The following is a 24,491-nucleotide window of genomic DNA, read 5'->3' on the forward strand; positions in this document are numbered from 1 at the left end:
AGTATCCCTATTCTTTTTAAAAATTCCCTTTATAAAACAGAAGAGGATACTGCTTGTCAGTAGTTAAAAGAATACTTATTTCGGAATAGGCTTAATCCATAAGAACAACAAGAAAACTAAGCTTATATAACCAAATATCGGATACAAAAAAGATAACAGTGTACCATACTGAACATAGCTAATGAAATAGGAAACGAAAATAATTCCGCCAATTATAACCATACTTGGTAAGGGAACAAAGCTTCGCAATTGCCTCTCTAACCCATAAATATTCCCAATTACCGAACTGAAAATTTCTCCATAAATCACTAAAATATAAACCCATGAAAGCTGTGGGGCTAAATTTTTCATAATGGTAGCCATCGGAATAGAATATTGGTAAACATCTGCAAGCATGATAAGGGAAAAATGACTAGATATTAGAATCATCATAAGCGCAATCCCCCCTAATATCCCTCCCCATTTAACTGCTTCTTCATCGCCAATTTCAGAGGCAGCAGGTACCAACACCGCAATTGCTAAAGCCAAATTTAAAGCAGTATACGAAAATGGAGAAGTAATAGTTTTCCAAGTAACAGTCTCCATTTGAAATATTTCTCCAAAAAAACCAGGCAATGAAACGGAAAGAAAAAAGAGAATAAAGCTAAAACTAATCATAATCGGCACAACAAAAGTGTTTACGGCAAATAACCCTTTTGTTCCGACCATCATAACAAGTAATGAAAGTACAATTGTAAATATAACCCCGACTGATTTATTTAAACCAAGCTGTTCCTCGAATACCGCACCAGCTCCTGAAAACATAACAGCACAAACTCCTATTAACATAAGTAATAATAGAAAATTAATGATCGTCCCTATGATATTACCGAATAAGTAAATAGTAACTTCCTGATAGGAAGTAGCCTTTATTTTGACAGAAATGCGCATTAATTTTGCGCCAAAATACGCAAAAATAAATCCACTTAAAAGGATTCCTAGCAAACCGATAAATCCATATTGTGAAAAAAAGACTACTATTTCTCTTCCTGTCGCAAATCCGGCACCAACAACAGTGCCTACATACACTGCCGCAAGCTGAATTGCAGCACTCCATTTATTTTTCACATATTTCCCTCCCTACATCAACTATATGTAGAAATGGACAAACAATGACGAGCATTTTATCCTTTTAAAAATAAATTTTTTTCATGATATTTCTCCCCTATTAAAGAAGAAAATGACCAAACATAAATAAACAGAAAGCCACTACATTACCTATAAATTTCCATCTTCATTTTTTAAGCAAAATACTTGAAAGTCAAAAAAGGTCAAAGTATAATCATAATTACAAAAGGTCAATATTAGTCAAACTCAAAAAGGAGGATATTTATAATGAAATGTGAAATTTGCCAACAAAACAGTGCTACGATCAGTTTACGATTTGTTTTAAACAATATGGAGAGCACGATGAATCTATGTCATGCATGCTATCAAAAAGAAAAGCAAAAAATGACTGCACAAGGTAGCCCAATGTATTTCCAACCTTCCCCTTTTGACGAGTTATTTCAATCTATTAATCCATCAAATCTAGGGGGAGCAAAATCTGCGAACGAGGCTCCTTTTGCAAATAATAAAAAAGCTGGCATTCTCGATAAATACGGGAAGAACTTAAATCAAATGGCTAATGCCGGTTTAATTGATCCTGTTATCGGAAGAGAAAATGAAATTGAGCGTGTTATTGAGATTCTAAATAGAAGAAATAAAAATAATCCCGTGCTAATTGGGGAACCAGGTGTCGGGAAAACAGCGATAGCAGAAGGTTTAGCATTAAAAATCATGGAAGGCAATGTCCCTAAAAAATTGCAAAACAAAGAAATTTACTTGCTGGATGTTGCTTCCCTTGTATCAAACACAGGCATTCGCGGTCAATTTGAAGAAAAAATGAAGCAAGTGATACAAGAAGTACAAGCAAGAAAAAATGTTATTGTCTTTATTGATGAAATTCATCAGCTAGTGGGCGCGGGATCTGCAGAAGGCTCAATGGATGCAGGGAATATTTTAAAACCAGCATTAGCGCGTGGAGAGCTGCATATCATTGGTGCAACTACTTTAAAGGAATATCGTCAAATCGAAAAAGACGCTGCATTAGAGCGAAGATTCCAGCCAGTGCAGGTGAACGAGCCATCTGTTGAGGCTACTCTATCCATCTTAAACGGAATTAAGGACAAATACGAAAAATTCCATGAGGTAACCTATACAGAGGATGCTATAAAAGCATGTGCTGAACTTTCCCACCGTTATATTCAAGATCGCTTCTTACCCGATAAAGCGATTGATTTAATGGATGAGGCTGGTTCTAAAATGAATCTTTCTTCTACTTATCAAAACACAGAAGAAATTGAAAGTCGTCTAACGAAAATAGCAAAGGAAAAAGAACAGGCATTAAAAGAAGAAAACTATGAAAAAGCAGCTGAATTGCGCAAAGAAGAACAACAGCTCGAAAAAGCATTGAATGAACCAAATAATGAGGATAAACCAATTGTGGATGTTGCTCTTATTCAACAATTAATCGAAAAGAAAACTGGCATTCCTGTTGGAAAATTGCAGGAAGATGAACAGCAAAAAATGAAGTTTTTAAGTGAGCGTTTAGCGGCAAAAGTCATTGGACAAGATGAGGCGGTTCGAAAAGTCGCTAAAGCCATTAAGCGAAGTAGAGCAGGACTTAAATCAAAAACAAGACCGATTGGGAGCTTCCTATTCGTTGGTCCAACTGGTGTCGGGAAAACAGAGCTTACCAAAACACTTGCAGAAGAATTATTCGGCAGCAAAGATAGCATGATTCGCCTAGACATGAGTGAATATATGGAGAAACATAGTATTAGTAAGATCATTGGTTCTCCTCCAGGCTATGTCGGTCATGAAGAAGCGGGACAATTAACGGAAAAAGTGAGAAGGAATCCTTATAGCATTATCTTGTTAGATGAAATCGAAAAAGCGCATCCTGATATTCAATCTATTTTCCTGCAAATTTTAGAAGATGGACGCTTAACAGATAGCCAAGGACGCACGGTTAGCTTTAAAGATTCGGTTATTATCATGACAAGTAATGCAAGTGTTGGTCATAAGCATAAAGTAGTTGGCTTTGGAAATAATGATGCAATTGAAGAAAGTAATCTATTACAAACACTAGGAAACTTCTTTAAACCAGAATTTCTGAACCGATTTGATGCGATTATTGAGTTTAAAACGTTGGAGAAAGAACACCTACTTCGAATTACTGACATTTTATTAAAAGAACTTGCTGAAAATTTACAAGAACAACAAATTGCATTACAGGTAGAAGAAGCTGCGAAAGAGAAAATCGTTGAACTTGGTACACACCCTAGCTTCGGTGCTCGACCTTTAAGAAGAGTGATTCAAGAGCATTTAGAAGATCAATTAGCAGATGTAATTCTTGATGAACCGACTGTAAAGGAATTAAAAGCAGTTCTAGAGGATGACCAAATTAAAATTAAACCAGTTCAGAATCGGTTTATTTCTAAATAAACTGATTGTAAAAAAGAAAACGTGGGAACAATTGCCCCACGTTTTCTTTTATAGTTTTCGATCATCCACAGAACATAACCACTCATCAATTACTCCAACAACAGATTCGACACAGCCATCTTCAAACGGAGAAATTAAATTAGCTTCTTTAACTAATTCAGTAAACGGCTTGCTTCCACCTAAGCTGCAAAGCTTCACATAATCTTTCCAAGCATCTTCTTGATTCTCTCTTGACCGTTTCCAAAATTGGAAGGCACATATTTGCGCTAAAGTATAATCAATATAATAGAATGGAGAATTGTAAATATGCCCTTGTTTTTGCCAGAAACCTCCATTTTCCAAAAACTCATTTCCATCATAATCAAGATGTGGACTATATTTTTTCTCAATATTTCTCCAAGCTTGCTTTCTTTCTTTTGGAGTAGCTGTCGGGTTTTCATATACCCAATGCTGGAATTCATCTACTGACACTCCATAAGGAAGGAATAGCAACGCCGAGCTTAAATGGGAAAACTTATACTTCTCTACATCTTCTTTAAAGAATAGTTCCATCCATGGCCATGTGAAGAACTCCATACTCATCGAATGAATTTCTGCTGCTTCATACGTTGGCCAATAATATTCTGGAATATCAAACCCACCACTAGAGTGAACTTGGAATGCATGGCCTGCTTCATGTGTTAAAACATCAATATCTCCTGATGTACCATTGAAGTTTGAAAAAATAAATGGCGCCTTATAATTTTCAATGAAGGTGCAATATCCGCCACCTGCTTTTCCCTTTTTAGCAACCAAATCCATTAATTCTGTTTCTATCAAATAGGAGAAGAATGCCCCTGTTTCTTTTGATAGTTCATCATACATCTTTTGGCCATTTTCAACAATCCATGCTGGATCTCCTTTTGGAGTAGCATTACCAGTTAGAAATTCTAGTGGCTCATCATAATATTTTAAGGAGTCTACCCCTATTCTCTGTTGCTGTCTTTCTTTTAATTTAGTTGTAAGGGGAACGATATGTTCTTTTACTTGGTTTCTAAATGCTGCAACCATGTCTGCATTATAATCTGTTCTGTACATACGATAGTATGCTAATTCAACGAAATTTTTATATCCTAGCTTCTTAGCAATTTCTGTACGCACCTTTACCATATCATCATATATTCTATCTAACTGCTCCTCCTGTTCACTAAAGAAAGCAAACCGAGCCTCACTCGCAGCTTTTCTAATAGCCCGATCTTTCGATTCCGTGAACGGCTGCAATTGTGCAAGTGTTCTTTCTTCTCCGTCAAACATAATCTTTGCTGAAGCAACGAGCTTTGTATATTCTGTTGATAGTTTATTTTCCTGTTGCAGAAGCTCTACCACTTCCTCTGAAAAAACTTTTAATTGGGCTTCGGCTAATGCAAATAGTTGCTGTCCCCACTTTTCTTCCAGCTGGTCTTTAAATTTAGATTTCACTAGGGCTTGATAATATTTTGTAGTAAGTCCTTCTACTTTCGGTGATACTTCATCCATATAATCTTGTTCTTTTTGATAAAATTCATCATTCGTATCAACAGAATGGCGAATATAGCATAAATTAAACATCGTAGAAATATCATTTCTAAGCTCGTTTATTTTCTCGATCGCCATAATTTGCTGCTCGACATGCTCTGCATTATTAAAAGCTACTAATAATTCATTCATTTTAACTGAAAATTCATCTATATCTGGTCTTTTGTATGTAAATTCCGAAAACTTCATTTTCTATACCCCCTAATTTTTTCTTCATTCCCAAATTTATAAAGGCTCGCTCATTAATTATACATGAAAAATAACAATACAAATACAAAAAAAGCGAATATTCATATTGGAAGCTTTATTTCAAAATCACAATCGAAATAAACCTTTTTGCCATATGAATACTCGCTTTATAAATATTGCAATATTAATTATTTTCCCACAGATAAACCAATTCGTTTAATTAATTCAATCGCCACATCTTTTTCTTCTGGCGATAATTCAGACATGATTTCATGGATTCTTTGCTCATGGTTTGGAAAAATACTTTCTATTAATTGTTTTCCATTATCAGTAATTTGAGCGAAAGTAACTCTTCGATCCGATGGACAGGCGATTCTTCTTAAGTATCCTTTTTCTTCCAACTTATCAACGACGTAAGTAATACTACCACTTGCCAATAAGATCTTTCCGCCAATTTGTTGTAACGGCTGATCGCCTTTATGATACAACAACTCTAGAACAGCAAACTCTGTTGGATTCAAACCATTTACAGTAATTAATTTATTTACATTTTCATTAATTGCTCGATACGCTCTAGACATAACAATATATAATTTTAATGATTGCTCAATATCTTTTTTTTCCATATAAAAACTTCCCTTATTAGTTTAATTCAATATCTCGAATTCAAATAGATTATATTATTCTCCCTTCCTTTTGTCAATTTCAGATGAAAATCCTCCCCTTCATTGAGCTTTCCCTAATTCATGTTATAATTAGGTCTATATATCGGAATTTCGCTTGGAGAATCTATTGATGAAAATAAATACACAAAAAAAGCTCTTATATGTTGCAATCGTCATAATACCTATTCTTATTACTGCTGTGCTTTTTTTTAATTACCAAGTAAATAAAGAAGTTGCCAAAAATAAGGCACATGCAGAATGGGTAGCATCTATTCACCAAAGGCAATGGGACTCTTATATAAACAAAGTCGTTTCTTCTTTAAATATCTTAAGTCTATCAATTCAAACAAATATTGATACACCAGAAAAAATGGACAACTTGCTTAAAAAAGTATTTACGAATGAGCATATCTATGGAGGATTATTCCTACTTGATAATAAAGGAAAAACAATTGCTGGGGTCAATGATACCTATGATTCAGTTGATATTTCAGACGAGGATTACATCTTAGAAGTGATTAACTCGAAAGATTTGGTGATTTCTAACAGAGAGGAAGTATTAAGCAACGGACAGAAAGTTATCGGTATTGCAATGCCGATTATCAACGAGCATAATCGACTAGACTCGATTATAACTGCTTATCTTCGTGTCGATTATCTTATTAATATAACGAAAATGTTATCCTCTGGAGAAAATATTGCGATTATCAATGGTCAAAAAGAAACCATTCTCTATATAAATGATGGCGCAACACTAGGCACAAATGTGATTAGTATGCCAATTGACCGCCTACCTTGGACAATTATCGTTGAATTAGAAAAAACAAATATTTGGAATGTAATAAAGTTGAATATTTGGATACTGCTTTTCTTTATTCTAATTTTCCATCTCATTTATCTGACCATAATCCTTTACTATCAAAGGAAAGTAAGAGAAGAAGAAACAAAACAAAATGAAATCCAAAAATTAGAGCTAGTAGGCAATTTAGCAGCTAGTTCTGCTCATGAAATCAGAAATCCGCTAACTGGAATCAAAGGATTAATCCAATTATTAAGTGAGAAGTATCAAGATCAACAAGATCAGCTATATTTTTCCATTATCCAAAAAGAAATTGTGCGAATAAATGAAATCGTAAGTCAATTCCTTATTTTAGGAAAGCCTACCGCACAAAAAAAGCATAAAATGAATTTAAAATCGATTATAGCGGAACTTGATCCACTTATTATTTCAGAAGCAAATTTATATAATGTAAAGTATGTTGAAAAAATACCTAATCAAGACATCTATATCCTAGGGATTTCAGACCAAATGAAACAAGTGCTCCTTAATTTAACAAAAAACGCACTTGAAGCGATGGAAAATGGTGGTCAGTTAGAGCTTAATGTCCGTATCGTTCGTTCAAACGTGTTAATTACGATTATCGATAATGGAATAGGCATGTCCAGCCGACAGTTAAAGAAAATTTTTGAACCATTTAATACTTCGAAAGAGTCAGGAACTGGCTTAGGGCTTGTAGTATGTAAAAGAATTATTGAATCATTCGATGGTGAAATACAAATATCCAGTAGAGAAAAGAAAGGAACAAAGGTGAGTATTATCTTACCTCTAATTGAATAAGATCTGTCTATTTTCGCTTCTTCCATGTTCGTATCGTCTTCTTTCCTAAAAGGAGGTTATAGCATTTGAACAAAAGAAGCGTTTTTTCCTTTATCAACATAGTAGACATGTATGCGGGATAACGGGGTTCTCAAAGATTCAATTAAAGAAGGGCATTGATTTAGATGAAATATTATTCAGGTAATCACTGCCATTACCCTTCACGATAATTTACTTACACTTTATCTATATACAACCTCAGAATAATTTTTCCGTTTATATTGACTAGCATTAGACCAAAAAATTCGAGTATTTTTATATTGTCTTTTTATTTGTTTTCTTTTTTCTCGTTCATAACGAAAAACAAGCTGATATTTATAGATTAATTCATCAAGTTCTTGACTTAATCTAATTGTCTCTTCATCGATTGTCCCACGCTCTTTTGCCGTTTTTATCATTACCTCCCTTTTATCTTGAATTTCAAATAACAACTCAGTCTTCTTACAATACACCTTTTTCTTCCTCCTAATCAAATTCCAACTTTCAAACAATTCATTATTGTTTACTTGATGAATTATTGCAATAAAACAAATAAAAGTAAATAGAATCGCAATATTAGACATTTTTTTGTGAAAAAATAGGTAAAAAGACTTATCATTTAAATACATCACCACTTGTTTTCGACAAGTACAACGGTGAAAAATGTCGAAAAGTACAATAAACATAGTAAACGTTTTCTTTTTGAGTCATTTGACCTATCTCATCCTTTCTTGCAGAAAAAGTGAAACCTTTTTATATTAAAAAAAGATTAAATAGATAAAAATCTACTCAATCTTAAAATAAAATATAGAGAAATATTCACTTACTTAAAAATCGGAAGCGTACTTAATCTTTCAACCGCCTCTTGTAATCTCTCTTCTTCTGTTAATAATCCAACTCGAACATAACCCTCCCCAAATTGACCAAATCCTGATCCTGGTGCCATAGCAATATGTACTGTCTCTAATAAATAATCACTAAATTCTTGTGAGGTAAACCCATCTGGTACTTTCAGCCAAGCAAAGAATGAGCCTTCAGGTGCATTGACTTCCCAACCAATTTCCTTGAGTCCTTTCATTAATATATCTCGTCTCTGTTCATAAAGCATATTCATCTGTCTAACACTTTCTTGAGACTCTGTTAAAGCCGTATAAGCGGCTTCTTGAATAGCTCCAAATAAACTAACATATAGATGATCTTGATAAAGATTGATAGCCGAAATAACACTACTATTTCCAACCGCAAAGGCTACTCTCCATCCTGCCATATTAAATGTCTTTGATAAGGTGTAAATTTCAACACCAATATCCTTTGCCCCCTCAATTTGGAGAAAGCTGATCGGTTTCTTTCCATCGAAGCCAATTGCCCCATAAGCAAAATCATGGACAACACATATTTCATGCTGTTTGCTTAAAGATATTGTTTCAGCAAAGAAATCCTTCGTAGCAATTGCTCCTGTCGGATTATTAGGATAATTTAAGAACATTAATTTTGCTTTCTCTAAATCTTTTTCTTCTATCTCATGGTAGTTTGGTAAAAAGTTATTTTCTTCTCGTAATGGCATCATGACTGTCTCTGCCTTCGCTAAAGCAATCCCTGATAAATAGTCGGGATATCCAGGGTCTGGAACCATTACCGTATCTCCTGGATTCAATAAACATAGCGGTATCTCCACAAGACCAGCCTTTCCTCCAAATAAAATAGCCACTTCAGTTTCAGGGTCTAAATCAACATTATATTCTCTTTTATAAAATTGAGAAACCGCCTCCTTTAAATGAGGATATCCTCTAAATGGAGAATACTTATGATTTTTCGGCTGTTCTGCTGCCGCTTGCAAGCTCTGGATAATATTAGTAGGAGTGGGTTGATCTGGATTACCTTGTCCTAAATTAATCACATCGTATCCTTTTTCGATATAGCTATTAACCTTTGTAACTAATGAAGCAAAAAACTGTTCTGGCAAATTTTTCAATAACTTCGATTGTTCGTATGTCTTCATATACTCCACACCTTCTTTAAACGTTAGAAATATTCCAATTACTTTAAACATGCAATTGTTCTGCTACAAGTAAGTACCTTCCCACAATTGCCCTTCTAAATTTATTACTCGATATCATGAAAAAAAATAATCGTTTAATAATTCGCTTTTTTATGATATAACCAAATTACCATAATAATTGGATTTTTTTGTTGATTATCATTATATCGGAAAATAACGAAGATGAATAGAGGTGTAGACTTTTGAACTTTCGAATTAGTTTGATTCAAATGGATATTGCATTTGGAAAACCAGAAGATAATTTTAAGCAAGTAGACGAAAAAATTGCCACGGCTTGCAAGGATAACTGTGATGTTATTGTTCTGCCTGAACTTTGGTCAACTGGCTATGACTTAACAAGACTTCTTGCTATTGCAGATACTCATGCAACGAATACTATCTCCTTTTTAAAAGAATTGGCACTGAAGCATCATGTCCATATAGTTGGTGGCTCTATCGCAAATAATAAAGGAGACGGGATTTATAACACTCTTATCGTTGTAAATAAATCGGGAGATGTTGTGCATACATATGACAAGCTTCACCTTTTTCAGCTAATGAATGAACATTTATATTTAAAGAGTGGTACATCAGAGGGCCTATTCTCTTTAGAGGACAGCACTTTTGCTAGTATGATTTGCTATGATATTCGCTTCCCTGAATGGATAAGAGCTCATACTACAAAAGGAGCGGAAGCAATCTTTGTGGTTGCCGAATGGCCAAAGCCTAGATTAGCACACTGGAAAAGTCTACTGATTGCCAGGGCGATTGAAAATCAATGCTATGTCATTGCATGTAATCGCGTTGGTGCCGATCCGGATAATGTTTTTGCAGGACATAGTATGATTATTGATCCCTGGGGAGAAATTGTAGCAGAAGCTGGCGAGAAAGAAGAGATTCTGACAGCTTCGATCCAATTGGATAAAGTTACAGAAGTACGCAAAACAATCCCTATTTTTGCAGATCGGAAACCTGAATTTTATTCTTGATTTTGGCTACGTATAAAGGACTGTTTATATCGGTTAAACAGTCCTTTTATTTTTCTTTACTTCGCCCACATTTCCTCTGGATTAAGCTCGTATATATTATTTTCTCTATACATAAAATGATTGACGATAAATTCTCTTCGAATGGTTGCATAATCATCGAAATACTGTTTAATATACTCGTTTATTTCTTTTTCTTCGTATTTTCTCCCAAATACTAACCCCTTTAGCATGTACTTAAAAACAACTAATTTTTTCTTTCTTTGCGATGGAATATTTTTTAGCCTCCCCTCTGCAGTAAAGAAATTTTCTACAATTTTTGTTTGTTCCTCATTAGTAACAGCCATATCGCTCTCCTCCATTCCGATTGCAAGTTTTCTCAAAGACTCGGTTTGTTGCAAAATTACTGATTTATTTAAGTAAAAATAAATCGTATTCTTATCTCTTCTTTCATAAACTATATTTATTTCGCGCATTTTCTTTAAATGGTGTGTAATCGTAGGAGCAGATAAGCCGAGCTTTTCTGCCAATGCTTGACCATTCCATGGTTTATTTGCTAATAAGGAAATAATTTTAATTCTTGTTGGATCGCCCATTGTTTTATGAAAACCAACCAATTTATCTAATTGCATTTATCCACCTACTTTTATTATCATCTAATTAGATGATAATAAAAGTAGGTGGATGTGTCAAGAAAGATAATGGAAATTGGGCAGTTTTAATATAATTTACTGCTAGTAAACTGCACCATGAAGACATTCCGCTTTCCGGGACAAGCTTTAGCCTCCTGTCTCGCTAATTCCCAACCGATTCGTTTCAATCACTATTACAACGATTCTACTTCCACAAAAAAAGACCTAGTTACATTAACGGGGTCTCTAGTAGTAATACCTTTAGTTTATTCTGTTCTTTGTATTGGCAGTTGCAGGTGAAAAGTCGTACCGATACCTAATTCCGACTCTACCGTCACTTTCCCTTGATGATCCTCCATTATTTGATAAGATACTAATAAACCTAAACCAGTCCCTTTTTCTTTTGTCGTATAAAAAGGTTCTCCGATTCTTGCAAGCTTTTCTTTACTCATGCCCTTCCCATTATCGCGGATTGCTATATGGAAGTAATCCTCTTTTAACTCAATCGAAACCTCAATTTCCCCGCCGTCTACTAAAACCTCGATTGCATTTTTAATGATATTTATAAATACCTTTTTCATTTGGTTTGGTTCACAGTAAACCATTGGTATTGCTTTGTCATAATGCTTTTTAAATTGAACATTTTGTAATACCGCTTGAGCATGAAGTAATTCTATCGTTTCATTCATAATCTGTGTTAAGTCACTTTTCACCTTTTTCACAGCCTGTGGTTTAGCAAGCAATAAAAATTCATTTATAATCGATTCAATTCTTGTTAACTCTGATTTTATTACCGAAAAATACATTTCATTTTCTCTGGAAGCCACATCCGTTTCTAACAATTGAATAAACCCCTTTAAAGCTGTCATTGGATTGCGAATTTCATGAGCTATTCCTGCTGCCAATTCACCAACAACATTTAAAGTAGATGACTTTCTCAGCTGTTCTTCCAATACCGCATTTTCTGTAATGTCACGTAATGTGGTAATACTTAAGCCTGAATAGATATTAAATTTATTTCTATACTCAAGCTGTGTATATTCCCGTTTATTCGGAAATTTCACGGTATAGAGACCTCGATTTTGTCCATCTTCTTTTACATTTACTAACTTAGGTTTTATATCTTCTCCTATCGATTTTGCGGAAGGCAGAATCGATAATAAGTTTAAACCGATTAAGCATTCCTTGCTTTTGCTAAGCAAACGTTCTGCCGCTTTGTTCATATCAATTATTTTATAATGCTGATCCCAAATAATAATCCCATCAAAAACTTCTTCAAAAATATTTTCGAACATTGCCTTACTTTCTCTTAATTCCTCTTCCATTTTATAACGTTCTGTTACATTGCGGAAAATACTCATATTTAGCCCTTCCACAGAATGGAGCTTTGTTGTAAATTCTAGAATTTTTTTCTGCCCGTTTGGCATCAGGAACATCAATTCTTCTCTATTTTCCTTTTGATGATATAAATTCATCACTATTTCAGCATATCTCTTATCTTTTTTATAAATATAATCACTAATTTTCGATGTCAACAGTTGTTCTTTCGTACTTTCAAATATCTTAAGAGCAGAAGCATTAGCAGCAATAATTTGTCCCGTTTCCTTCCATAGTACAATCCCATCAAGTACTTCTGTAAAAAATTCATTATATAAGATTTGCTTCTCTTCTTTTTCTCTTTCTTTTTCTATTTCTTCTGTTATATTTTTAATGATTGTCACAAATCCCATCTCAAATGGCAGTCGACTAGTCATTGCTTCAAAATAATGCAATTTATTATGAACTGTTAACGGCAATACACTACGTGCTAGACCGGATATATTTTTTAAATTATTAATATGCTTTCTTATCATAGAACGCTCCTTTTGATGAAGGAAGTGCGTTATATTTCTACCGACAACTTGCTCTACTTTCAAGTTAAAAACATCACAAAGACATGTATTGATATCACGAATAACACCATTTTCATCAAAAATAATCATTCCTACATTTATTGTTTGGAAAGCAGTTAATCTCCTATCCCATAACCAATCCTTTTCCTCTATTTTTTTTCTCAGAAGTGTATTCTCTTTTTCCATTTCACTCAACTTCTTTTGTAACTGCCGATATTCTTCTGAATAGGATAAACGATCCATCTTAGTGTATACCTCCCTTGCAAACGTAGTGTTTACATTATTCTACATAATTCTTGAATTTCCTCTCCTTCTGAAAAAATAAAACAGAAATAACTAATTATTTTGCAAAATACGAGAAAAAAGTCCTTTATTTATGCAAAATGACCCATTCATTGCAACTTCCTATTTATCCCTTTAATCCCTATCATTTCATTAATTCCCCCCATAAAAAATTAAACAATTATTAAGGATAACCTGTTATTATGAATAAGGTTTTTCTTTTGCTTTTCGCCCGTTCATTTCATTTTTGTAATAAAAATAAGTTATTTAGATAACAGATTAACTACATGCGATTAAAACTAGTGAATTTGTGTTATATATAGTTAGTGAAATATTAGTTATTTCCATTCATGAAAGGATGAGTTTATGAAACAACGGGATTACTACTTTGATAATGCAAAATTTATTTTGATCTTTTTCGTTGTCTTCGGTCATTTTATCCAATCATTCATAAATGACAATCAAAATATTTATACATTATATAAAGTAATTTACACTTTTCATATGCCAGCATTTATTTTAATTTCTGGATTTTTTGCTAAAGGGATTGCGGAAAAGGGATATATAAAAAAATATGCAAAAAAGCTTATCATCCCTTACCTAATTTTTCAGCTAGTATACAGTATTTTTTATTATTTCCTTTATGGAAAATCCACTTTAGCGATTGAACCATTGACACCACATTGGTCTTTATGGTTTTTGATTAGTCTATTTTTTTGGAACATCTTTTTATTAGCCTTTGGGAAATTAAAGCCTATACAGGGGATTATCCTATCCTTAATATTAGGATTAGCAATAGGTATGATTGATTGGACATCAAGCTATTTAAGCCTAACACGAACTTTCGTTTTCTTTCCTTTATTCTTAATAGGCTTTTATATGAAGAAGGAACATTTCAATTTTGTAAAAACTAGAAAAGCAACGATAAGTGCTATTGCCATTTTCACTCTTGTTTTTATTGGCTTTCATTTCTTTCCATCTATTAATTATCAATGGCTATTTGGATCCAAATCCTATGAGGCTTTAGGAGAAGGCTACTTAGTAGGAATGGCAATTCGGTTATTTTTTTATGTATTAAGCTTTTTGATGATTTTTTGTTTTTTCGCTTGTGTACCGAAAAAGGAGTATTTCTTCACTAAATTCGGCAAATCGACGTTATATGTATATTTATTACATGGTTTCTTTATCCGTCTTTTTAGACAAAGTGATTTACCGGATATATTTGAATCTCCTAGATCCTATATGATGATTGTCATTGTATCTTTCTTAATCACGCTCCTGCTTTCAAGCAATATAATCATTTCTTTAACACAGCCGATTATTGAATTAAGAAGCTCAAAATTAAAACAGCTACTTTCAAGAGTACAACGCACACTTCAAACAGATAGATAATGAATCTTCCCATCAGCACTATTATTCACTGATGGGAAGATTTTTTTATTTACTTTTCATTTTACCCTTTGTTTTTCCCTTCGTTAAAGCTTCTGTATCATAGAATTTGCTTGCATTTACATCACCAAATTCTTGGCCAAATTCTACATTTGAATTCTCTGTCTGTTTTTGCTGCTTTGCTTTTTTTGGCATTTATTGTCCCTCTCTTCCATGCTTCGAATTTCTATTTGCACCCTTAATCGGGTTTTCTCCTCTACTAAATTCAGCAGAGAATTCTGTTTCCTGCGTATTTTTCTTAGGTGTTTTGCTATACTTTTCTACACTATTAAATTCAGCCTTTCGCTTAGCCACTTGGTCATCTCTCCTTTCATAACTACAATGTTATTATCTGCAAGCACAATAAAGATATGCTTCCCTTCATTTGTAAAAAGAATATAAATTTTTGCAACAAAAAATGGAGCCGTTTAAACAGCTCCAATACTTGTATGGTTCGATTTTCACCCAATAATAATACGTTCTTTAGGATAATGGAAATTATCTTTTTTCTCTTTCCCGCCGATAATGTAGATGAAAGATGTCAATCCTATTCTTCCAATAAACATTAGTAGCATGATGACACATTTTCCAAAGTTAGATAATTCTGGTGTTAGCCCTAATGAAAGCCCTGTCGTTCCAAAAGCAGAACAAACTTCAAATAGAATTGCAATAAGTGAGGCGTTTTCTGATATAGAAAGAGCAATAACTGCGACAAGACAAATTCCAGTCGCAAATATTGTTACAACTAATGATTTTATAATATCCTCTTCATGAATTTCCCTTTTAAATATTTTAATATGGCGGTTCCCATTTGCATAATGATAAATAAATAAAATATTTAGGGCAAAGGTAGTCGTTCGGATTCCTCCACCAACAGAACTCGGAGAAGCACCGATAAACATAAGAAAACAAAAAATAAGCAATGTCGTAATCGAAAATTCATTTAAATCCATCGTTGCCAATCCACCGCTTCGCGTAGATGTGGAATGAAAAAATGCATTAAAAAATATTTGATGCCAGTTCATTCCTGCATAATAATTCCCCCATTCTAAAACAATAATCATAATCGTTCCAAATAACAAAAGAAAACCAAAAGTAATGGTAGTTAACTTAGTAAATAATGAAAACTTTGGATTAAGATTGCCTGCTTTCGGGAAAAGATAATTTTTTCCTTCTATAAGCACAGGAAATCCAATCGCTCCTAATGTTATTAGAATAATATTGACAAGCTGCACAAAATAATCATCCTTAAATGGTGTAAGAGATTGACCTGTTAAATCTAATCCGCCATTTGTAGTTGCACTAACAGAGGCGAAGGTTCCATGTAAAATGGCTTCTTGCCAGGTAGGATAATAATTATGAAATTGCAATGTGAGAATAATAGCCCCTACCACTTCAATGATAACAATTAATTTAATGATTTCTCTAATTAGATTAACCAGTCCTGAAAGATTAGACTGATTGTGGTCAATCATTATTAATTGCCTCTCTCTCAAGCCTATCTTCCTACGAAAAATCATCCAGAAAAATGTACCTATTGCCATGACTCCAATTCCACCAAATTGTAGAACAAGCATTAATATTATTATTCCAAATGTACTATACGTCTCAGCAATATTGATTACTGTTAATCCCGTAACACTTACTGCTGTAACAGCAGTAAACAATGTATCCATAAATGAAACCGTTACTCCTTCTTTATGTACTCCTGGTAAACTCAATAAAAGAACCGATATACTAACCGCTATAATATAATAGCTGGTTATCATTTGTGCAGGAGTTAGATTTTGAAGGACTAACTTTAACTTCTTGCCCATTAAAAAACAATTCCTTTCTTCCACGCTACCTAAATTATCTGATGCCTTTTTAATATCATAGATAATTAACAGTATAAGTTATCTATCCCTACACGTACAACCATATATTATGAATGTTTGTGTATCCTTCACAAAAAATGGCTGAAAAACCACCTTCCGTCCAATAAAATTTGATGACTCCTTCCGTTAGCTTGTTGAAATATCGCAATACATCCTATATTCTCCCCTATACACAAACTTTACCACTAATGAACATGAAATAAATCCATATATTATAAGTACAGAATCATTTATCATTTCTATAAAAATTCTGCAATGAATTTGATAAATAATCACTGTACTACTTTTAAGGAGGAAAATGAAATGGCTTCTAGAAATAAATTATTAGTTCCAGGAATTGAACAATATTTAGATAGTGTTAAATACGAAATTGCTCAAGAATTTGGAGTAAACTTAGGTTCTGATACTGTTTCTCGTTCTAACGGTTCTGTTGGAGGAGAAATAACAAAAAGACTTGTTCAACAAGCACAGGCTGAGCTATCTGGTAAAACGCAGTAAGCTAGTATAGAATACAACCTAAAAAAGCCATTCAATTGAATGGCTTTTTCCCTTTTCTTATTATGCATTGCTTTCCTTTGTTTTAACAGCTTCTTTATTAGAAAAGAAATATCCGCCAATAGCGATTGCTACTAATACACCCCAGAAAATTCCTTTCCAAACCTTTGATTCAGGAAAATGCTCATCTAAGAACCCGATAGATGGATGTGCTAACGTAAACACTGCTAATTTTACACCGACCCAGCCTACAATTAAAAATGCTGCTGTTTCAAGAGACGGACGGGAATGAAGCAACTTAACAAACCAGTTAGCTGCAAAACGCATGATGATCAAACCAATTAAACCACCAAGGAACATAACTAAGAATTGACCTCCATCAATTCCACCAAGCGTAAACCAATTTGTCGCAGGTAAGGTAATCGCAAGTGCAACTGCAGCTAACATTGAATCAATCGCAAATGCAATATCTGCTAATTCTACTTTTAAAACAGTCATCCAGAAAGAAGATTGTTTTTTCGGCTTCTTTTCCTTATCCTCTTCATTCTTCTTTGCATATTTCCCATAAATATTATGCACCGCTATAAAGAGAAGATAAAGGGCACCTATCGCTTGAACTTGCCATACGTCTACCAAAAAAGAGATCATGAATAAGGTAGCAAAACGGAAGACAAACGCACCCAAAAGCCCGTAGAAGAGCGCCTTCTTTTGTTGTTCTAGCGGCAAATGTTTCACCATAACCGCCATAACAACTGCATTATCTGCTGCCAGTAACCCTTCTAAAACAACGAGAATCAGTAAAACCCATCCATACTCTAATAACATGCTTGCATCCAATAATATTTCCCCCTTTTAGGTTTTTATTTGTATACTCCTATTAGCAGGTTTCGCTACGCCTCTCGTTATTATGTACAAAAGTACGCAAAAAAGACCTTTGCCAAATAGGCAAAGGTCTTGCTAAGCACTAATATGCCAACAAAGCCGATGGCATATGCCATGAACTGACGACTTTGTTTTAGGTATCAACCTAAAAGCTACTCCCCTTTGAGTAGTATACAAATATTAATATGTATTAATTATATACAATATTGAACTATTTGCCAATAGTTTTTTCGGCTTTTTTTATTTTGCTGATAATTTACTCCGACCATAGCTTAGCAGCGTTCCCCCTAGTCTCTAGTCTTACAGCGGATTTTCACAACTGTCTCTTTTTTCTAAAAAAGATTAAACAATACTTTACCGCATGACCACAAATGATACCAGGTATCAAAAAAACCATCGGTAAAAAAACAGGACCTAACAACACACCAAATAACTTCAATTTTGTTGAGTAAAAAACTCCAACTGTAACAAAATATGCGCAAAAAACAAATGGCAAGAATGCATATTCATTGTCTGCTTCCATTACTTCTTTATATGCATCCCACATCGCAAACATATATAAACACGGATAAAACAATATCCATTGAAAGTCCATAATGTCAATCGCTTCTTGGATATTGCCGCAAAAACTGAGCATGATTGCTAGATTGAAATTACTTTTCGCATTTATTATAAACTCTAAAATAACAAACAATGTTCCTTTCCAATATTTTTTCAATAATAACTGACTAAAACCAGGAAGTGCAATACTCCACATGATTGCTTCAAGTCTACTTAGGCCCTTCATTGGTATCACCATCTATTTTTCTATACCTACTATTACATTTTTAGCGAAATAGTGATATTTTATACAAAATGAATTTCTGCAATTTTTAGCACTTTAAAAATAGAAGATAACTGCCTAAAAAAGTAACACGATTTTGCTATAATTTACTGCATGATAAGGTTCCCTTTTATCCACCATTAAGCAATCTTTTCCGAAAGGCTGAGACATAGTATTCCAGCAAAAGTTAAAGCCAAACAATTACACGAAATCGTATAATCGTTTGGCTTTTTAATTAGCTTGTAAAAAGCTGTTTCAGTTGTTTGTACCTGCAGCGCAGAATACACTTCGCTTTCCGTGGGGCTCGCGCTGAGCCTCCTCAGCTTCGCCTCCGGGGTCTCAGACTGTCTCGCTAATCCCCGTGGCGTCTACGTGTATTCCGGCTGCTCCATTATTTCAACTAATTCTTTTCTCCTATTGAAAAAACAACAATCTCTTAGAAAACAGCCATTTAAAAACATAAATAACCAGTATATGAAAGTAGTCTTTATTTAGGATCTAACTTAGAGATTGTTCGTCTTTACAGATTAACTATTTAGTTTCGTCCCCGCCTCATAATATCTGAGATAAGAATGCTTTTGTCCGTTCATGTTTAGGGTTATCAAATATTTCTTCCGGTTTCCCCATTTCTACAATTTCTCCCTTATCAAATAAGATAATGCGATCCGCTACTTGTCTCGCAAATCCCATTTCATGTGTCACAACTAGCATAGTCATACCAGATTCTGCTAAAGTTTTCATAACGTCTAATACTTCTTTTACCATTTCTGGATCTAGCGCAGAAGTTGGTTCATCAAATAACATAATCTTCGGCTGCATCGCTAATGCTCTTGCTATCGCAACACGCTGTTGCTGCCCACCTGACAATTGTCCAGGATATTTATTTGCTTGCTCAGGTATGCCTACTCTTACTAGCAAATCCTTTGCTATTTGTTCTGCTTTTGCCTTTTTCCACTTTCTCACCCATATAGGAGCTAAGGAAATATTCTTCAAAATCGTCATATGTGGAAATAAATTAAAGGATTGAAAAACCATTCCCGTTTCTTTACGAATTTCTTCAATATTTTTAAGATCATCTGTTAGTGCAATATTATCAACTATTATTTCACCCTTTTGAAATTCTTCTAACGCATTAATTGTTCGAATAAACGTTGATTTACCAGAGCCTGATGGTCCTAATATAACGATTACCTCACCTTGCTTCACCGTAAGATCTACATCCTTTAGTACATGATGATCTCCATACCATTTATTTAATTTTGTTACTTTAATTATATCTTCTCTCTCATCCAGGGGAGTTGTTAATTTATTTATGCCAAATACACTTTCCATATAATCGAATCTCCTTTCTATCTTGTTCCTACACCAAGTGATTTTTCAATATGTTTACTAACATGTGACATTAAAAAGCAGAAGATAAAGTATATAAACGCAATGACAATGTATAATTCCATATATTTTCCTAGATATTCAGGATTGGCTGCGATTTTTTTCCCCATACCGAGAAAATCAGCTAATCCGATAACAGCAACTAAAGATGTATCTTTGAAAACTGAAATAAATTGTCCCACCATTGCAGGTATAACCGCTTTTAAAGCCTGTGGTAAAACAACAAAAACCATTACCTTAAAGTTATTTAATCCCAGTGCTTGCGCCGCTTCAAATTGCCCTCTAGGTATTGATTGCAAACCACCACGAATATTTTCTGCTAAATAAGCTGCACTAAATAAAGTAAATGCGATCATCGCACGAACCACATTGTCTAATTGAATGCCACCTAGGAACATCGGTAACAATAGTTGTGCTATGAATAAAACCATTATCAGCGGCATCCCGCGAATCAATTCTATATAAAGAATGGAGCAATATTTTATTATAGGCAGTTTACTTCTTCTTCCTACAGCTAGTAGTAATCCTAGTGGGAAAGAACATATAATTGCTACTGAAGCAATTACTAGAGTCAGTAAAAAGCCGCCCCATACATTTGTTTTTACCGGCTCCAATACCCCAAATCCATTAATAATAGAAAGAGAGATTGGAATATATATTATCCATAAAACGAGCATTGGAATTTTTAATTTTGGCATATATTTTCCTACAAAGTAAAAAACGATAATCGCAACAATGCTTGAAAATAAATATATTTTTGATTCCATTTCCGTATATGGTAGAACTCCAAATACAAATAAAATCGCGCTTAAACTAATTGCAACATGTCCGATAATCCCTCTCCAAGCACCCCAAGTAATACCTAGTAATACGGATAGTAACAAGAGAGCTATCCACAATCTCCATATTTCCTCCATTGGAAACTGTCCAACAAAAAGCAGCCTTAAATTATCTGTGACTACTCCCCATTCACTAGTTAATAAAAATTTTGCAACTTTCGAAATCAAAAAAATCGTAAACATCAATGTAACAATAGTCAATATTGCATTTTTCCAATCTTTAAATAAATTATTTTTTAGCCATAGCTGCAATTTCTTTTGACTGTTTAATTTTGACGTTTCCATAACTGGTTCTGTGTTATTTAATTGTATATTGTCCATTTGCCTCCCTACCTTTCTACCAGCTGGAATTTTTTGTTGAAAAGATTCATTAACAGGGATGTAGTTAAGCTAAACAATAAATAGACAGAAATAACAATTAATAGTGTTTCTAACGTATGTCCTGTTTGATTAATGATTGTATTTCCGATTCCAACAATATCTTGATATGCTACTGCCATTGCTAAGCTTGAGTTTTTAATTAAATTTAAGTATTGGCTTGTTAATGGCGGGATAATAATTCTGATTGCCTGTGGAAAAATGATTAAGCGAAGAGCTGTACGACTTTTAAAGCCAAGTGCTTTTGCAGCTTCTGTCTGCCCTTTCGGAACTCCCATAATTCCCGCACGAACTATTTCTGAAATATAAGTAGATGTATAGATTGTTAATGCAACTAACACAGACATAAAACCAATAGATAAAGACGTTCCACCTTCAAATGCATTACCGTTAAAAACTGGAACAGTTATTCCAAGAGGTCCATTTCCGAGAATAATAAATGTAATAATCGCACCAATCGCTATTAATCCAATGCTACTAATTAACGGGTATGTAGTCTTACCAGATTCTAAAGAAACTTTTGTTAATTTTCTAAACAAGAACACACTAGCTATAATTAAAAGTACGAGTATCATTATCCAAATAAGCGTATTATCTTGTAACGTAAACCAAGGTACAGACGCACCTCTGTTAGAAAAATAAAAGGAACCGATAGAAAGAGCATCTTGAATTTTCGGCATCGGTAAAAATACAGCAAAGTTCCATATAAAGATTTGTACTAAAAGTGGTGTATTTCTAAATACCTCAACATAGACAGTTGCAACCTTACTTACTAACCAGTTATTAGATAACCGTGCAATCCCTACTATTAAACCAATAATACTTGCAAATACAATTCCAAAGACAGAAACTTTAAACGTATTTAATAACCCAACCAATAATGCTCGTATATATGGATCATCAGGTGTATAGCTAATAACGGATTCAGTAATTGGAAAGGAAGCCTTTAGATTTAGAAAGTCTAGTCCAAGTGTTAATCCAATTTGTTCTAAACCTGACATAACATTTCTTACCATAAAAGCAATCACTATACCTACTATAATGACAAAGAGGATTTGGGTAATAATCGGTATTATTTTTCTATTTCTCCAAAGGGGAGTCGATGTTGTCTTTTTTATTTCCACTCTTTCTCACCTCTCACTTAAAAGAATAGGGGGTACTCAAAAGGGTATGACACTTTGTTTTTTGAGAACCCCCTTATTTTTAACTTTTCAATTCACTCGGCTGTTTGCTGTTTTTAACGGAATGGAATCGAGTATAATAATCCTCCATCACTATATAATGCATTTTGCGCACGTTCTAATTTGAATACTGTATCAGGACCTAAGTTACGATCATAAATTTCACCATAGTTACCAACTTGCTTAATTACTTGGTATGCGAAATCATTAGATAGCCCTAATTGTTCACCTAGATTTCCTTCCGCCCCTAAGAGACGTTTAATTTCTGGATTTTCGCTAGTTAAGAAATCATCAACATTTTGAGAAGTAATTCCAAATTCTTCTGCTTGAATAAGTGCAAATACAATCCAAGTGACTGCATCTGCCCATTTTTCATCTCCATCCTTAACGGCTGGAGCTAAAGGTTCTTTTGACAATGTTTCATCTAAGATGATATGTGCATCTGGATCTTGTAAGGTAGATTGACGAGAAACTAGGCCGGATTTATCTGTTGTCCATGCATCAATAGAACCTTGCTCATATGCAGCTATTACAGCATCTGCATTATCAAATGTTTGTGCTGTATAATTAACTCCTGCAGCTTTCATTTGATCTGCTAAGTTCAGCTCAGTCGTTGTTCCTGTCTCTACACCGATTGTTTTTCCTTCTAAATCTTTTAATGTTTTGATATTACTATCTTTTGGCACCATAATTCCTTGTCCATCATAGAAAGTTACTGGAGCAAAGCTTAAGCCTACCTCTGCATCACGGTTTGTTGTCCAAGTCGTGTTACGAACTAAGACATCTACTTCACCAGATTGAACAGCTGTAAAACGGTCAGTAGCGGATAATGGTCTAAATTCAATTTTAGACGCATCTCCAAGAACTCCTGCTGCAATCGCTTTAGCAATATCAACATCAAAACCAGTATTTTTACCATCTGATCCTATGTATCCAAATCCAGGAAGTGCATCATTGACACCAGCTTTTAATGTTCCTCTATCTTTAATTGTGTCCAGTAGACTTTTAGAAGAACTTGATTTTGCTCCACCACTTTCGTCTTCTGATCCCGTCTTACTTGAACAGCCAGCTAAAGCAAGTACAAGCACTAATAAAATGCTAATAGTAAGCGACAAACTTTTCTTCATGCAACATATCCCCCTATTTTTTGTTTTTATGATACTATCAGACTACTATTGAACGAATATTCAATCTATTTATCTTATAAGAATACTCTGTTCTTATTAAACTAACTGAAAGATAGTATCATCATTGTTAAATCGTCAACAAGTTAAATATACTAACATTTGTTTGTTAACTTTTATAACAACTTGTTTTTATTATACCTATTTTTCTTCTAAATACAAATAGTTTTTTGAAAACTTTTAATTTTTTATCAGTTTAAACGCTTTCGTATTTATTTAGAAACACAAAAAGCTTACATGCCAGTAATTCGTCTATCGAAAGACTTTCTTTCACACTGAAAGCACTAGCCTTTCCTTCACTTTTTTCAAAATAAAAGAGTAATAATAACAACGAAAAATTATTTCACCATAATATATATCCTTCTTTTTTTATAAACATATGTTTTCCCATCCTCTTTTCCCTCTTCACTTGTTCAAAAACCTGACACACTCTTTACAAAAAAACAGCATTTTTCCCCTAAAAACAAAAAAACTATCATTCTACTTATTACCGATAGTAGCCATTATTTAAAAGAGATGTAAGTTTTGTTATCATCTTCAAATGCTTGCACCTAATTTAATAAAAACAACCATGAACTTTCGCTCTCAACCCAGGAATGAAAATAGTTTTCCT

21 protein-coding genes and 1 riboswitch are annotated in these 24,491 nt (G+C 33.9%); of the genes, 5 read left to right on the forward strand and 16 right to left on the reverse strand.

All coding sequences use genetic code 11. The features are described from left to right. Nucleotides 1-75: 75 nt before the first annotated feature. Nucleotides 76-1,107: a YkvI family membrane protein gene (locus RTL21_RS15295; RefSeq protein ID WP_312096927.1), complete on the reverse strand. Its 1,032-nt coding sequence runs from the start codon at nt 1,105-1,107 to the stop codon at nt 76-78. Between the two features lie 267 nt (nt 1,108-1,374). Here RTL21_RS15295 and RTL21_RS15300 point away from each other — a divergent pair, with 267 nt between their 5' ends. Continuing rightward, nucleotides 1,375-3,528, forward strand: a complete 2,154-nt coding sequence (locus RTL21_RS15300; RefSeq protein ID WP_312096928.1) for an ATP-dependent Clp protease ATP-binding subunit — start codon at nt 1,375-1,377, stop codon at nt 3,526-3,528. A 48-nt stretch (nt 3,529-3,576) separates the two neighbouring features. On the opposite strand, the gene RTL21_RS15305 is transcribed toward RTL21_RS15300, so the two are convergent. Both RTL21_RS15305 and RTL21_RS15310 read right to left on the reverse strand, forming a co-directional pair. Next, a complete protein-coding gene (locus RTL21_RS15305; protein WP_312096929.1) occupies nt 3,577-5,271 on the reverse strand; it encodes a M3 family oligoendopeptidase in 1,695 nt (564 codons plus the stop codon). A gap of 188 nt (nt 5,272-5,459) precedes the next feature. Further along, complete coding sequence (locus RTL21_RS15310) at nt 5,460-5,897, reverse strand: MarR family winged helix-turn-helix transcriptional regulator (RefSeq protein WP_312096930.1); 438 nt, start codon at nt 5,895-5,897, stop codon at nt 5,460-5,462. Between the two features lie 169 nt (nt 5,898-6,066). Here RTL21_RS15310 and RTL21_RS15315 point away from each other — a divergent pair, with 169 nt between their 5' ends. After that, nucleotides 6,067-7,554: an ATP-binding protein gene (locus tag RTL21_RS15315; protein ID WP_312096932.1), complete on the forward strand. Its 1,488-nt coding sequence runs from the start codon at nt 6,067-6,069 to the stop codon at nt 7,552-7,554. Between the two features lie 221 nt (nt 7,555-7,775). Here the strand turns inward: RTL21_RS15315 and RTL21_RS15320 are convergent, their stop codons facing one another. Together RTL21_RS15320 and RTL21_RS15325 are read right to left on the reverse strand one after the other, a co-directional pair. Further along, complete coding sequence (locus RTL21_RS15320; RefSeq protein ID WP_312096934.1) at nt 7,776-8,045, reverse strand: Spo0E family sporulation regulatory protein-aspartic acid phosphatase; 270 nt, start codon at nt 8,043-8,045, stop codon at nt 7,776-7,778. Nucleotides 8,046-8,395: 350 nt separating this feature from the next. After that, on the reverse strand, nt 8,396-9,571 hold the full coding sequence (locus RTL21_RS15325; protein WP_312096967.1) for a pyridoxal phosphate-dependent aminotransferase: 1,176 nt from the start codon (nt 9,569-9,571) through the stop codon (nt 8,396-8,398). A 242-nt stretch (nt 9,572-9,813) separates the two neighbouring features. Between RTL21_RS15325 and RTL21_RS15330 the strand changes: the two genes are divergently transcribed. After that, nucleotides 9,814-10,599 (forward strand): carbon-nitrogen family hydrolase, encoded by a 786-nt coding sequence (locus RTL21_RS15330; RefSeq protein WP_312096936.1) that lies wholly within the window; start codon nt 9,814-9,816, stop codon nt 10,597-10,599. Nucleotides 10,600-10,655: 56 nt separating this feature from the next. Here the strand turns inward: RTL21_RS15330 and RTL21_RS15335 are convergent, their stop codons facing one another. Then, nucleotides 10,656-11,228 carry a DUF2087 domain-containing protein gene (locus tag RTL21_RS15335; RefSeq protein ID WP_312096938.1) on the reverse strand — a complete coding sequence of 191 codons (573 nt, stop codon included), beginning with the start codon at nt 11,226-11,228 and terminating at the stop codon, nt 10,656-10,658. Nucleotides 11,229-11,494: 266 nt separating this feature from the next. Next, nucleotides 11,495-13,363 carry a PAS domain S-box protein gene (locus tag RTL21_RS15340; protein ID WP_312096940.1) on the reverse strand — a complete coding sequence of 623 codons (1,869 nt, stop codon included), beginning with the start codon at nt 13,361-13,363 and terminating at the stop codon, nt 11,495-11,497. Nucleotides 13,364-13,768: 405 nt separating this feature from the next. On the opposite strand from RTL21_RS15340, the gene RTL21_RS15345 reads away from it, so the two are divergent. Beyond that, nucleotides 13,769-14,794, forward strand: a complete 1,026-nt coding sequence (locus RTL21_RS15345) for an acyltransferase family protein (RefSeq protein ID WP_312096942.1) — start codon at nt 13,769-13,771, stop codon at nt 14,792-14,794. Between the two features lie 45 nt (nt 14,795-14,839). On the opposite strand, the gene RTL21_RS15350 is transcribed toward RTL21_RS15345, so the two are convergent. The 3 genes from RTL21_RS15350 to RTL21_RS15360 form a co-directional block, all read right to left on the reverse strand. Continuing rightward, entirely contained in the window at nt 14,840-14,986 is a 147-nt protein-coding gene (locus RTL21_RS15350; protein WP_312096944.1) for a hypothetical protein, read from the reverse strand. Then, nucleotides 14,987-15,145, reverse strand: coding sequence for a hypothetical protein (locus RTL21_RS15355; protein WP_312096946.1), 159 nt, complete (start codon nt 15,143-15,145; stop codon nt 14,987-14,989). 146 nt (nt 15,146-15,291) lie between these two features. Next, a complete protein-coding gene (locus RTL21_RS15360; protein ID WP_312096948.1) occupies nt 15,292-16,647 on the reverse strand; it encodes a TrkH family potassium uptake protein in 1,356 nt (451 codons plus the stop codon). A 363-nt stretch (nt 16,648-17,010) separates the two neighbouring features. Between RTL21_RS15360 and RTL21_RS15365 the strand changes: the two genes are divergently transcribed. Next, nucleotides 17,011-17,205 (forward strand): alpha/beta-type small acid-soluble spore protein, encoded by a 195-nt coding sequence (locus RTL21_RS15365; protein WP_312096949.1) that lies wholly within the window; start codon nt 17,011-17,013, stop codon nt 17,203-17,205. A gap of 60 nt (nt 17,206-17,265) precedes the next feature. Here the strand turns inward: RTL21_RS15365 and RTL21_RS15370 are convergent, their stop codons facing one another. From RTL21_RS15370 to RTL21_RS15395, 6 genes are all read right to left on the reverse strand, one after another. After that, nucleotides 17,266-18,039 carry a TerC family protein gene (locus tag RTL21_RS15370; protein WP_312096951.1) on the reverse strand — a complete coding sequence of 258 codons (774 nt, stop codon included), beginning with the start codon at nt 18,037-18,039 and terminating at the stop codon, nt 17,266-17,268. Nucleotides 18,040-18,161: 122 nt separating this feature from the next. After that, a riboswitch (yybP-ykoY riboswitch) is annotated at nt 18,162-18,257 on the reverse strand. Between the two features lie 140 nt (nt 18,258-18,397). Next, a complete protein-coding gene (locus RTL21_RS15375; protein ID WP_312096953.1) occupies nt 18,398-18,871 on the reverse strand; it encodes a hypothetical protein in 474 nt (157 codons plus the stop codon). Between the two features lie 588 nt (nt 18,872-19,459). Next, complete coding sequence (locus RTL21_RS15380) at nt 19,460-20,239, reverse strand: amino acid ABC transporter ATP-binding protein (RefSeq protein WP_312096955.1); 780 nt, start codon at nt 20,237-20,239, stop codon at nt 19,460-19,462. Nucleotides 20,240-20,256: 17 nt separating this feature from the next. Next, a complete protein-coding gene (locus RTL21_RS15385) occupies nt 20,257-21,456 on the reverse strand; it encodes an amino acid ABC transporter permease (RefSeq protein ID WP_312096957.1) in 1,200 nt (399 codons plus the stop codon). An 8-nt stretch (nt 21,457-21,464) separates the two neighbouring features. Then, nucleotides 21,465-22,637, reverse strand: a complete 1,173-nt coding sequence (locus RTL21_RS15390; protein WP_312096958.1) for an amino acid ABC transporter permease — start codon at nt 22,635-22,637, stop codon at nt 21,465-21,467. Between the two features lie 113 nt (nt 22,638-22,750). Continuing rightward, the gene (locus RTL21_RS15395; RefSeq protein ID WP_312096959.1) at nt 22,751-23,821 is read right to left on the reverse strand and encodes an amino acid ABC transporter substrate-binding protein; all 1,071 of its coding nucleotides are present in this window, start codon (nt 23,819-23,821) and stop codon (nt 22,751-22,753) included. Between the last annotated feature and the right edge of the window lie 670 nt (nt 23,822-24,491).

Origin of the sequence: Niallia sp. (assembly GCF_031978665.1) — a bacterium.
Lineage (GTDB): Bacteria > Bacillota > Bacilli > Bacillales > Cytobacillaceae > Niallia.